9 protein-coding genes are annotated in these 12,399 nt (G+C 51.8%); 5 read left to right on the forward strand and 4 right to left on the reverse strand.

From position 1 onward, the window contains the following. Positions 1–35 precede the first annotated feature (35 nt). The 4 genes from acs to D3A97_RS08200 form a co-directional block, all read right to left on the reverse strand. Positions 36–1,949, reverse strand: a complete 1,914-nt coding sequence (gene acs / locus D3A97_RS08185) for an acetate--CoA ligase (protein ID WP_119077884.1) — start codon at positions 1,947–1,949, stop codon at positions 36–38. 173 nt (positions 1,950–2,122) lie between these two features. Continuing rightward, positions 2,123–3,280 carry a tetratricopeptide repeat protein gene (locus D3A97_RS08190; RefSeq protein WP_119077885.1) on the reverse strand — a complete coding sequence of 386 codons (1,158 nt, stop codon included), beginning with the start codon at positions 3,278–3,280 and terminating at the stop codon, positions 2,123–2,125. Between the two features lie 166 nt (positions 3,281–3,446). Further along, a complete protein-coding gene (locus D3A97_RS08195) occupies positions 3,447–3,713 on the reverse strand; it encodes a hypothetical protein (RefSeq protein ID WP_119077886.1) in 267 nt (88 codons plus the stop codon). A gap of 76 nt (positions 3,714–3,789) precedes the next feature. Then, on the reverse strand, positions 3,790–4,032 hold the full coding sequence (locus tag D3A97_RS08200; protein WP_119077887.1) for a hypothetical protein: 243 nt from the start codon (positions 4,030–4,032) through the stop codon (positions 3,790–3,792). Positions 4,033–4,156: 124 nt separating this feature from the next. On the opposite strand from D3A97_RS08200, the gene D3A97_RS08205 reads away from it, so the two are divergent. From D3A97_RS08205 to purH, 5 genes are all read left to right on the forward strand, one after another. Next, complete coding sequence (locus D3A97_RS08205; protein ID WP_347876194.1) at positions 4,157–4,738, forward strand: helix-turn-helix domain-containing protein; 582 nt, start codon at positions 4,157–4,159, stop codon at positions 4,736–4,738. Between the two features lie 254 nt (positions 4,739–4,992). Then, positions 4,993–5,427 (forward strand): hypothetical protein, encoded by a 435-nt coding sequence (locus tag D3A97_RS08210; RefSeq protein WP_157986418.1) that lies wholly within the window; start codon positions 4,993–4,995, stop codon positions 5,425–5,427. 244 nt (positions 5,428–5,671) lie between these two features. Next, on the forward strand, positions 5,672–8,488 hold the full coding sequence (carB, locus tag D3A97_RS08215; RefSeq protein ID WP_119077890.1) for a carbamoyl-phosphate synthase large subunit: 2,817 nt from the start codon (positions 5,672–5,674) through the stop codon (positions 8,486–8,488). 131 nt (positions 8,489–8,619) lie between these two features. Next, positions 8,620–10,839: a ComEC/Rec2 family competence protein gene (locus D3A97_RS08220; protein ID WP_119077891.1), complete on the forward strand. Its 2,220-nt coding sequence runs from the start codon at positions 8,620–8,622 to the stop codon at positions 10,837–10,839. Between the two features lie 12 nt (positions 10,840–10,851). Continuing rightward, entirely contained in the window at positions 10,852–12,366 is a 1,515-nt protein-coding gene (purH, locus tag D3A97_RS08225) for a bifunctional phosphoribosylaminoimidazolecarboxamide formyltransferase/IMP cyclohydrolase (protein ID WP_119077892.1), read from the forward strand. The last annotated feature ends 33 nt before the right edge of the window (positions 12,367–12,399 follow it).

Below are 12,399 nucleotides of genomic sequence, written 5' to 3' on the forward strand. Positions count from 1 at the left end.
GCAGTTCCCTTTTCCGGGTATTGTAAATGTTGATATTATAGTTTGCCTCTCTTGATCTCTTCCACTACGGCAGGGTCAAGCAGGGTAGAGGTATCTCCCAGGTTGTCCAGCTCGCCTTCGGCAATTTTGCGCAGAATGCGGCGCATGATCTTGCCGGAGCGTGTTTTTGGCAGTCCGCTTACAAACTGGATCTTGTCAGGTTTGGCAATAGGGCCAATGATGCGCGCCACGGTTTGCATAATGTCCTTTTTAGTAAGGTCCGGGTCTTTCACATGCATTTCGGAAATCACGAAAGCATAAATGCCCTGGCCCTTGATCTCGTGCGGGTAGCCTACTACAGCGCTTTCCACCACGCCGGCGTGCATGTTGATGGCATTTTCCACTTCGGCGGTGCCAATGCGGTGGCCGCTTACGTTCAATACATCATCTACGCGGCCGGTAATGCGGTAGTAGCCGTCTTCATCGCGGAGGCAACCGTCTCCCGTGAAATAGAGATTTTCAAAAGTGGCAAAGTAGGTAGTGCGGCAGCGCTCATGATCGCCATACGTGGTGCGTATCATGCCCGGCCACGGGAACTTGATGCAGAGGTTACCGTTAACGCCGTTGCCTTCAATTTCTTTCCCGTTCTCGTCTACCAGTACGGGCTGAATGCCAGGCAGCGGCAATGTGGCGTAGCCCGGCTTTTCAGGTGTGACGCCGGCAATGGGGGCAATCATGATGCCACCCGTTTCCGTTTGCCACCAGGTATCTGTAATGGGGCAATGCCCTTTCCCGATCTGGTCTTTGTACCAATGCCAGGCCTCTTCGTTAATGGGCTCGCCCACAGTGCCGAGGGTGGTGAGTGAGCTGAGATCTTTATGGTTCACCGGTCCCAGCCCAAAGCCCATCAGGCTGCGGATGGCCGTGGGAGCGGTATAAAGAACGTTCACCCTGAACTTGTCTACAATGTCCCAGAACCGGCCTGCGTCAGGGTAGGTGGGTACGCCTTCAAACATCAGCGTGGTGGCGCCGGCGCTCAGCGGGCCGTATACAATATAGCTGTGGCCGGTGATCCAGCCAATGTCTGCCGTGCAGAAATACACCTGGCCGGGTTTGTACTGGAAAGTATTGATAAAAGTATAGTTGGCATATACCATGTAGCCCGCGCAGGTATGTACCACGCCTTTGGGCTTGCCGGTAGAGCCTGAAGTGTAGAGAATGAAGAGCATATCTTCCGCATCCATTTCTTCAGCCGGCACCGGGGGGTTGCCCATGGTCTCCACCTGTTTGATCTCGTCTTCCCACCATACATCGCGGCCTTTCAGCATGCTTACGGGCGTGCGGGTGCGGGTGCATACTATTACTTTCTTTACGCTGGGGCAGGCCATCAGCGCATCATCTATTACTGATTTTAAAGGGATGTCTTTTGAGCCGCGGAAAGCCCCGTCGCACGTGATCACCAGTGTGGCCTGTGCGTCCTGTATGCGGTCTGCAATGGATTGGGCGCTGAAACCGCCAAATACCACGGAGTGGATAGCGCCAATACGGGCGCAGGCCAGTACGGCAATGGCCAGTTCCGGTATCATGCCCATGTAGATGCATACACGGTCTCCCTTTTTCACGCCGTTATTCTTCAGCACGTTCGCAAACTGGCATACCTTGGTGTACAGCTCGCGGTAGGTGAGAATACGATGTCTTTCGTCGGGATCATTCGGTTCCCAGATAATGGCCGGCTGGTGGCCCAGCGTGCCCAGGTGCCTGTCAAGACAATTTTCTGTGATGTTGAGTTTTGCGCCGGTGAACCATTTAACATCCGGTTGTTTAAAATCCCATTCCAGCACTTTGTCCCATTTCCGACGCCAGTAAAAATGATCGGCTACGTTGGCCCAGAATCCCTCCGGGTCTGTTACACTGTGCTGCCAGGCTTGCTGATAGTCTTCAAAATTCTTGAGTTGATATGGGTACGACATGATTCCCAAAACGTTTTTTTAGTTTATAACAGTTTTTGTAAACGGGGCTTAAATTTAGTGAATAAAGATTGAAGATTATCGAATTTACTACCAAGAAAATTGAATATAGTATAATAAAACAAAGCGGCAGCCTGTTTTAGCTGCCGCTTGTAACCGTTATTTCCGCGCCTGGTCTAGAGATTCTTCAGGCGTTCCTTGGCGTAGTTGTGAATGTTTACCTGGTCTTTACCTTCGGGCCGTGCATCTCTGACAAACTGCTGGTAAAACCGTTTTGCCCGTACAGGGTCCTGTATGTAATGATCGTAAATGCGTGCAATCCCATACTGGCGCATGGGGTCATGAAACAGGTAATAAGCCGTATCGTAGTGTTTGATGGCGGTGCGGTACTGCTTCATGTGCTCGTAATTGCCTGCCAGCGCAGTATAATAATCGTCGAGCGATCTGGATTTGGCCATGTCAATGCACTCTTGCAGCAAAGCGTTGCTGCTGTCAAACTGCCGCTTTTCGGAATAGGCCAGCGCGGCATAATATTTCACTGTTTCCGGCGCCGCCAGTATCCGGGCCATCATTTCGTCATGCACCCGTATGCAGCTGTCATATTGTTTCAGGGCGTAATGAGATACGGCCAGGAACATGCAGGCCGTAGGGTCTACTACCTGCCGGTTCAGTAAGTGTTCCCCATACACTGTTACATCCCGGAATTTTTTCTGCTGGTATGCAGAACGGATAAGTTGCATGCTTACCGTCAGTTGCGAGCTGTCTATGGCATAATAGGTTTTCAGCAGGCTGTCTGCCATAGTGAAATCTTTTCTGTCAAGGTATTCCGCGCCCAGGAAGGTGACCGCTCTTACATCCCGCGGGTTGAGCGCGTAGGCCTGTTGCATGTAGTAGAAAGCTGTATCCTGCATGCCTGCCACGTTGGAGCAGGCAATAGCCAGTTGTTTGTAGTACGCGGCGTTGTTGGGCCGCAGCTGCAGCAACTTTTCAAAGTATACCACTGCCTGCGCATGGTTTTGCCGGTTGCTGGCCAGTACGCCCAGGTGCTGGTTGGCGGCAATATGGTCGGGGTTCAGCTCCAGTACGCGCTTATAATTGCTTTCCGCCTGGGCCGGCTGCCCGCTCTGGTAATAGGCGTTGGCCAGCAGGGAGAGCCCGTTGGCATGTTGCGGTTTCACGGTTTCTTCCAGGTACCGGATGATCTTGTCATACTGTTGCTCCTGAATATAGTCCATCACCAGGCTTTTGTCCAGTTGGTCTTGCGGCTGGCTTTCCTGCGCGTGTACAGGGGCGGCGCAAAGCAGCGTTAAAGCGGCAAAAAGGATCTTTTTCATACAGTTCGGATTTTTCTTGTCATAAAACTAATATTTTAGTTATTAAAAGAAAAATTTAGTTGACTGCGGTGTATTGTATCATGGGCCAATAAAAAAAGCAAAAAGGATATTACTCCTTTTTGCTTTCAGAAAATTGAACATGGTTGATTTTTCAGGTGGTCACCTTTTACCCCGTAGTGATAATAGTGACCCTGTTGGCCAGCGGTGCCTCAATGGGCATTTCCTGATAGGAGAGGCTGCTGACGCCTTTGATCCTGGTAACCGGGATGGCGTTGATTTCACGGTCGGGAGAAAAATGTTGTAACTCGCCATGTACGGTAACGGTTACGTGTGAAATGGAATTGCCGCCGGTTTCATGAAGCTGGTGGATGAATCCGGCAATTACTGCCCGAAGTTGTTCCTCATGCATGGTAGTAGTGTCAGATTGTTGCATGGCGTTTGTTTTTTTGGATGATAGAACACGTTTGGTACATGCAGGGCAGGCTACCCGTTGTTTACGCTATTGTGCATCAGCGTGGCCTGTACTTGTTGCTGTGGGCTAGCAGGGTTTTCAGCAGGCTGTCACCAACCGCCAGTATCTTGTCTTTTTCCGCGTTGCTGAACGCCTTTTTCGTTTTTGTTTTCCGGTAAAAGGTAGCCTCACTCCAGCCACACTCCTGGCATACAGACTCCCGGAAAGATTTCGGCAACTGTATCATTTCAGTGTGGATGTCAGACAAGAGGTTGAAGGATGAAAGTTTTTTTGGTTCCATTTGCGAATAATTTTGTCAGATTGATGAATAAATGCGCAAAATGTCAATGAAAATGTTATATTGATATAGTGCATATCATACAATTCATTGACAATTAGTACAAGTATACCAAAATTTATTTACAGTGGAATCAGTCTCGAAAAATATAATTCACGAGGGCGCGCGGTTAAAACAGATCGTGCGTGACAAGCGTATGAAGATCCTTGATTTTGCTGAGCTGGCGGACTTTTCAAACCAGATTGCGCATTATTATTTTCGCAAGGAAGCCATCAAAAGATCCACCCTCCTGGAGTTCTGCACATTATTGGGCATTAGCCTGGACGAGTTTTACAATTGGTCCAATCCCCGGCGCCCCGCCCCGCAGCCCGCATCGGACCTTCACTACGGGCAGCGCCTGAACGAGCTGATAGAAGAAAAAGGGTTGAACAAAACCAAGCTGGCGGAGCGGATGGGCCTGAGCCGCCGGGCGTTGTACAACCTGCTGGAGAAGGCCATGTTCAGCACGGACCAGTTGAAAAAAATATGCCAGGTGCTGGAAGTGAGCCAGAAGGAATTTCTTGGGCACAGCGGTTTGGAAGACGGAGGCGTAGACCTGGCCGATGTAGAAAGCTGGAAAGACAAGTACTACAAACTGCTTGAAGACCATAACAAGGTACTGGTAGAAATAGCGCGTCTCAGGGAAGAGCTGCGTAATCAGGCCTCCTGAAAAAGAAAGGTGCCGCTGCCTGGAGGGCAACAGCACCAAGGGGTTCTCAGTAGTCAAAGGATGATATATGCAATTCCAATTATAATCCCCTGCAAGTTAACCGCAATTCTTCCCTTCATACCCCGCTATCGGGAAAACGATTTATGGATATGGGAATTTTTTTTCACCATATCCCCTTGAGGGCCTTGCCTGTTTAAGGCATATTACATATATTAGCATATTCTATATCTGTTTTACGATTATCCCTATAAGCTATGAAGAGCTGTCTATTGTCTGTGGCGATGTGCCTCTTGTTACTGGGTGGAAAGGCTCAGCGCGCTTCTGCACCGGCGTTGAAAGAGTTTGAAGCATTCTGGAAAAAGCTCCATACTGCCATTATCAAAAAAGATTACCAGGCTTTGAGCCAGTACACGGAGTTTCCACTGGTAGTGAAAAAAAACCTGGCGGATACAACAGTACAAACCGTTGGCCGCGAAGAGTTCCCCGTGTTTTTTAATGGCTACCTGGAACTGCCCGCTGCCGGAGATTTTGGCAACAAGTACGGGCTGCTGCGGGCCCGTAAAACGCTCAACGAAGATGACATGGCGTTGGTAACGGACGATTCTGCTTCCGTGGGGGATTTTGAGTTCCAGAAAGTGAACGGCGGGTGGAAACTGGTGTACGTGTATGCAACGGCGGAAGAGGAGTAGCCTGCTGTGAAACACTATGGCAGGAAGAACAAAGGGCCGGCAGCCGGGGCGCGGCTCCGCAAAGTCCAGGTTCCTTCATTTTCGGATTATTTCAAATATAAATTATATTTATACAGTATACCCCTCATTTCCCCAAATTTCTCCATCCAGAAATCAATTATTCCCGTAACTTTGCACGATTTTTTAGTTCGATGCGGGCTGAGAGATCGCATGGTTTTTCATTATCAATAGCTAATAAAAAAAGATGCCCAAAGACACCTCCATCAAATCTGTTCTCATTATCGGCTCCGGTCCTATTATTATTGGTCAGGCCTGTGAATTTGACTATTCCGGCTCCCAGGCGGCGCGCTCCCTGCGGGAAGAAGGGATCAAGGTGATCCTGATCAATTCCAACCCGGCCACTATCATGACGGACCCTATGATGGCAGACAAGGTTTACCTGCTGCCGCTAACAGTGGAAAGCATTGAACAGATACTGGAAGAGAACCAGATAGACGCCGTGCTGCCTACCATGGGTGGCCAGACGGCCCTCAACCTCTGCAAGGAAGTAGATGAACTGGGAATTTGGGAAAAAAATAACGTAAGGCTGATCGGGGTAGATATCAAAGCCATAGACAAGGCTGAAGACCGCGAGCAGTTCCGCCAGTGGATGATAGAACTGGGCATACCGGTGGCTCCCGCCCGTACGGCCAATTCCCTGCTGGAAGGCAAGGAGTTTGCCCAGGAAATAGGCTTTCCGCTGGTAATACGCCCCTCCTTCACACTGGGTGGCACCGGCGGTGGTTTTGTGCACAGCAAGGATGATCTGGACGAGGCGCTTGACCGCGGCCTCACCGCTTCGCCCGTACATGAAGTACTGGTAGAAAAAGCGGTACTGGGCTGGAAAGAATACGAACTGGAGCTGCTGCGAGACAAAAATGACAACGTGGTGATCATCTGTACCGTGGAAAACCTTGACCCGATGGGCATCCACACCGGAGACTCCATAACCGTGGCCCCGGCCATGACCCTGAGCGATACCGCTTACCAGGACATGCGCAACAAGGCCATTATGATGATGCGCAAGCTGGGCAACTTTGCTGGCGGCTGTAACGTGCAGTTTGCCCTGAACCCTGAAAACGAGGAGCTGATCGCCATCGAGATCAACCCCCGTGTAAGCCGCTCCTCCGCCCTGGCCTCCAAAGCTACCGGCTACCCCATCGCCAAAATAGCTTCCAAACTCGCCATCGGTTATACGCTTGACGAACTGGAGAACCAGATCACCAGAACCACTTCCGCCTATTTTGAACCCGCGCTGGACTATGTGATCGTAAAAATGCCGCGCTGGAACTTTGATAAATTCAAAGGGGCGGATGATACCCTAGGCCTGCAGATGAAGTCTGTGGGCGAAGTGATGGCCATTGGCCGCACCTTCCCCGAAGCCCTGCAGAAAGCCTGCCAGAGCCTGGAGAACGATGCCGTGGGCCTCGGCTACTACGGCAAATCCCTGATGAAGAGCGAACAGCTGGTGGAAAAACTGAAGCGCCCTACCTGGGACCGTATTTTCCGCATCAAAGACGCGCTGATGGAAGGCATGTCTGTTAAGTCCATTCACCAGGCAACACAAATAGACCGCTGGTTCCTGCACCAGATCAACGATATTGTGACGCTGGAAAAACAACTGGGCGAGCACGACCTGGCGTCAGTTCCTGCTGACATGCTGAAAACGGCCAAGGAAATGGGCTTTTCAGACAAACAGCTGGCGCTCATTTTTGGCAATTGTGAAGAGGACGAAGTGTACGAAAAACGGAAGGCAGCCGGTATTGCCCGTACCTACAAAATGGTGGATACCTGCAGTGCCGAGTTTGAAGCTAAAACGCCGTACTTCTACTCCGCCTTCGATACCCAGAACGAAAGTATTCCCTCCGATAAAAAGAAAGTGATAGTGCTCGGCTCCGGTCCCAACAGGATTGGCCAGGGTATTGAGTTTGACTACTGCTGTACCCACGGCCTGCAGGCCATCCAGGAGTGCGGTTACGAGGCCATTATGGTCAACTGTAATCCGGAAACCGTGTCTACCGACTTTGACATGGCAGACAAGCTCTACTTTGAGCCGGTATTCTGGGAGCACCTCTGGGAGATCATAGAGCTGGAAAAACCGGAAGGCGTTATTGTGCAACTGGGCGGCCAAACGGCGCTCAAGCTGGCCGAGCGCCTCACGGCGAAAGGCGTCAAGATCATCGGTACGTCTTTTGACAACATGGACATTGCGGAAGACCGCGGCCGTTTCTCCGACCTGCTGAAAGAACTGGAAATACCCTACCCGAAATACGGCACCGCCTATAATACAGACGATGCCATTGATGTGGCCAAGGAAGTAGGGTACCCCGTACTGGTACGCCCTTCTTACGTACTGGGCGGCCAGCGGATGCGCATCGTGATCAATGAGGAAGAGCTGGAACAGTCTGTGCTGAGCCTGCTGAAGCACCTGCCGGGTAACAAGATATTGATTGACCACTTCCTGGACCGTTGCCAGGAGGCAGAAATAGATGCCATTTTTGACGGGGAGAATTTTCATGTAATGGGCGTGATGGAACACATTGAGCCGGCCGGCATTCATAGCGGAGACAGCAACGCCGTGCTGCCCGCCTTCAACCTCAGCCAGCTCATAGTGACCACCATGGAGTACTACGCGGAAAAAATTGCCCGCGCGCTGAACATCCGCGGCCTCATCAACATCCAGTTTGCCATCAAAGACGGGCAGGTGTTCGTGATTGAAGCCAACCCCCGTGCATCCCGCACCACGCCGTTCATTGCCAAAGCATACCAGGTGCCTTACCTCAACATTGCCACCAAAGTAATGCTGGGCGCCAACAAACTCACAGACTTCAAGATCGAGAAAAACCTGAAAGGCTTTGCTATCAAGGAGCCGGTATTCTCTTTCAACAAGTTCCCGAACGTAAACAAGGCGCTGGGCCCCGAAATGAAATCTACAGGAGAGGCGATCCGCTTCATCAAAGACCTGCGTGATCCTTACTTCAGAACACTATACAAAGAGAGAAGCATGCACCTGAGCAAATAACAGGCGCTGATGAAATAACGAAAGGTGTATCGCGGAAATGCGGTACACCTTTTTTGCTGATAGTGAATGTGGAATTACATTTTCGCTGCCGGAAATTCCCTAATTTTAGTGCGCACCATTGTTTGTAAAATATGTTTGTTAATCTCTGGAAATCCGCGCCTTTCCTGCGTTTGATATGGCCGCTAATAGCCGGCATCATTACCGGGCTGAACCTGCCCGTTATACCGTGGCCGCTGCTGGCCGTTTGTTGCGCCTGCTGGCTGGCCCCTGCGTTTTTGAGCATTACATGGCGTTACCGTTTGCGATACCTCCGGGGCGCCGCGGTGGCAGGCACCGTATTTTGGCTCGGCATGTGGCTGGTATACCAGCAGGATGTGCGGCATCAGGCCAGCTGGTACGGGCACTTTGCAGCAGCAGCCGGCCAGGCTGACAGTGCGGATGCTGCGGGTAACACCTTAACGCTGGCCGTTACGTTGCTGGAAAGCCCTGTCAAAAAAACGGCCTCATGGAAAGCGGAGGCCCACGTTGATCATGTATACGGAGAAAGCCCTCAACCGGCCACGGGCAACATATTGCTGTACTTCAAAGAAGAGCCGCCGCTGCACTACGGCCACCGTATCCTGCTGCGTACTGCCGTAACGCCCATCCGCGGAACGGGCAACCCGGGCGCTTTTGACTATGCGGGGTATTGCCGTTATCATAACCTGTTTCATCAGGCTTTTCTGCAGCCCGGCAACTGGCAAAAGCTGCCGGGCAATAAGGGGCAACGGCTGGAAAAATGGCTGATAGCCATGCGCAACTATTGCCTCAACACCCTGAAAACGTATATCCCGCGCCGTGAGGAGTACGGCGTGGCGCAGGCCCTGCTCATAGGTTACCGCGGGGAGCTGGACAAAGACATTGTGCAGGCCTACAGCAATACCGGCGTAATACATATCATTGCCATCTCCGGCCTGCACCTTGGCCTCATCTATGTAACGCTGCTGCAACTGCTGCGCTGGCTGCCCTCCCGCCGCCTCACCAACATTGCAAAAGCACTGCTCCTGATGGCCGTGCTCTGGGCCTTTGCGTTGCTTACCGGGGCCTCGGCGTCAGTATTGCGTTCCGCTGTTATGTTCACTACCATTGCCGCCGGGCAGTTCATGATCAACCGCCATGCCAGTACATTCAACACCCTGGCCGCCGCCGCATTTTTACTGTTGTGTTACAACCCGTTCTTTCTGCTGGATGCCGGCTTCCAATTGTCTTTTCTGGCGGTAGCCGGTATTTTGACCTGCTATAAACCTGTTTATGATTGCTGGATGGTGCGCAACCGCTGGCTGGACAAAGTGTGGCAGATGACCGCCGTATCACTGGCGGCACAGGTTTTCACCTGGCCGGTATGTTTATTGTACTTCCGGCAGTTCCCCAATTATTTTTTACCCGCTAACCTGGTGGCGGTACCGCTTTCCACCGCGCTGCTTTACGGGGAAATATTGTTGGTAGCCCTGCCATGGCTGGGCGGCGTTAGCGGGGTTGTATTGCAATGGGGCATTCGTATTATGAACGCTGCCGTGCAATGGATAGATGGCCTGCCCGGCGCGGTTACGGCAAATATTTACATCAGCCCTGCGCAGATGTATTGCCTTTACGCCTTTACGGTGGCGGTTTGCGTGTGGTGGCTGCTCAAACGGAGAGTAGCCTGCCTGTGGGCGCTGGCCGCATTGCTGGGATATACCGGCCTGCGGGCTGTTCGTAATTTGAACATAGCCGCGCAGCAAAAGCTGGTGGTGTACAATGTACCGCGTAAAACGCTGGTGGAGTATGTAAGCGGCTGGCATGCCGTACGTTTTGGCGATACGCTGGCGGCCAGTGAAAGATATACCGCGCCGGCTCACCTGGTAATGGGGGTAAAAACAATGTCCGTCAGCTCTGCTGGTCTTGAGGCGGGAGGCCGTTCTGACGCTGCCGGCTATCCGCTAAACCATAATGGTCATCCAGCCATTGTTAATCCGTCCGTTCCGCCGGCTTTCCGCACAGGTACCGCCACCACAAATCACCCGGGCGCCGCACCCGCCGTTACAGCGCCACCAGTGCTGCTGGTCTGCAACGGCAAGCGCATACTGTTGTGGAAGGGCCGTTTCCTGCCCGCCGCAACCCCACAACGCAAAATAAAGCTGCATTACCTGGTGCTGTCTGCTGACGCGCCACAGCACATTGAGCGGTTTGATGATTTTTTTATATACGAAAAAATAATTTTTGATGCCTCATGCCCAGCTTTCCTGCTCCGGAAATGGAAAAGTAAATGTAACAAACTACCTTTGCGCTGCTTTTCGGTTCCGGATAAAGGAGCCTTTGTTGTAAATCTCTAATTATTTCCTTGCATGCAAAAGCAAATCAAATCAGCATTGATCTCCGTTTTCTATAAAGACAACCTGGAGAACATCGTTAAAACATTGGGCCAGCAGGGTGTTACCATCTACTCCACCGGCGGTACACAGAAGTTTATTGAAGAACAGGGTGTGAAATGCGTGGCGGTAGAAGATTTGACCGCATACCCCTCCATATTGGGCGGGCGTGTGAAAACCCTTCATCCCAAAGTGTTTGGCGGTATCCTGGCACGCCGGGAAAACAAGCAGGACCTGGAGCAGCTGGCACAGTACGAAATACCGGAAATAGACCTGGTGATCGTTGACCTTTACCCCTTCGAAGAAACCGTTAAAAGCACATCAGAAGAACAGGCTATCATAGAAAAAATTGACATCGGCGGCGTTTCCCTCATCCGCGCGGCCGGTAAAAATTATAAAGACGTAGTGATAGTGGCTTCCAAAAACCAGTACGCAGACCTGGAAAAAGCGCTGGTAGAAGGCAAGGGTGCCACTACCCTGGAGCAGCGCCGCCAGTTTGCCGCCAGGGCTTTTGAAGTATGCGCGCACTACGATGTGGCCATTGCAGGCTACTTCCTCCAGAACACGGAAAAAGATTACTTCCAGCTTTCCGTACCGCAGGGCCAGGTTTGCCGTTATGGTGAAAACCCTCACCAGAAAGGCGTTTTCTATGGCAACCTGGACGATATGTTTGACAAGCTGCATGGCAAGGAACTGTCTTACAACAACCTGGTAGACGTAGATGCCGCCGTACAGCTGATTGCAGAGTTTACAGACACCACCTTTGCCGTGATCAAACACACCAATGTATGCGGCATTGCCACCCGCGCCACGTTGGCCGCCGCCTGGGAAGCAGCGCTGGCAGGAGATAAGGAAAGCGCCTTTGGCGGGGTGCTGGTTTGCAATAAGACCGTAGATGCCGCTACCGCACAGTCTATCAGCGAAATTTTCTTTGAAATACTGATAGCGCCGGGTTTTGAGCCTGCCGCGCTGGAAATTCTGCAGGCCAAAAAGAACCGCATCCTGCTGTTGCAGAAACAGCCGCTGAAAACACCGCAGATGTTCAAGAACGTACTGAACGGTGTGCTGGTGCAGGATAATGATGAAGGCAGCTTCAAAACCTGGGACGAGTCTGGTGCGCAACCCGCTACGGCAGCCCAGAAAGCAGACCTGGAATTTGCCAACATTGTGTGCAAGCATCTGAAATCCAACGCTATAGCCCTGGTGAAAGATCGCCAGTTGGTAGGCAAGGGCTGCGGCCAAACTTCGCGTATAGACGCGCTGCGCCACGCTATTGAAAAGGCCAAACAATTCGAGTTCAGCCTGCAGGGCGCTGTAATGGCCTCAGACGCGTTCTTCCCCTTTGATGACTGCGTACGCATTGCCAGGGCAGAAGGCATCACCGCCATTATTCAGCCCGGCGGCTCCATCCGTGACAATGATTCCATTACCTATGCCAAGGAGAACGGCATGGCCATGGTGATCACCGGCATGCGCCATTTCCGCCACTAGCAACAAGCACGTTTATCTTAATAGAGGGCTGAC

It is taken from the genome of Chitinophaga alhagiae (assembly GCF_003568665.1).
Taxonomy (GTDB): Bacteria; Bacteroidota; Bacteroidia; order Chitinophagales; family Chitinophagaceae; genus Chitinophaga; species Chitinophaga alhagiae.

Coding starts and splice junctions, on each gene's coding strand:
- acs (WP_119077884.1), bottom strand. CDS start 1,949: ATGTCGTACCCATATCAACTCAAGAATTTTGAAGACTATCAGCAAGCC.
- D3A97_RS08190 (WP_119077885.1), bottom strand. CDS start 3,280: ATGAAAAAGATCCTTTTTGCCGCTTTAACGCTGCTTTGCGCCGCCCCT.
- D3A97_RS08195 (WP_119077886.1), bottom strand. CDS start 3,713: ATGCAACAATCTGACACTACTACCATGCATGAGGAACAACTTCGGGCA.
- D3A97_RS08200 (WP_119077887.1), bottom strand. CDS start 4,032: ATGGAACCAAAAAAACTTTCATCCTTCAACCTCTTGTCTGACATCCAC.
- D3A97_RS08210 (WP_157986418.1), top strand. CDS start 4,993: ATGAAGAGCTGTCTATTGTCTGTGGCGATGTGCCTCTTGTTACTGGGT.
- carB (WP_119077890.1), top strand. CDS start 5,672: ATGCCCAAAGACACCTCCATCAAATCTGTTCTCATTATCGGCTCCGGT.
- D3A97_RS08220 (WP_119077891.1), top strand. CDS start 8,620: ATGTTTGTTAATCTCTGGAAATCCGCGCCTTTCCTGCGTTTGATATGG.
- purH (WP_119077892.1), top strand. CDS start 10,852: ATGCAAAAGCAAATCAAATCAGCATTGATCTCCGTTTTCTATAAAGAC.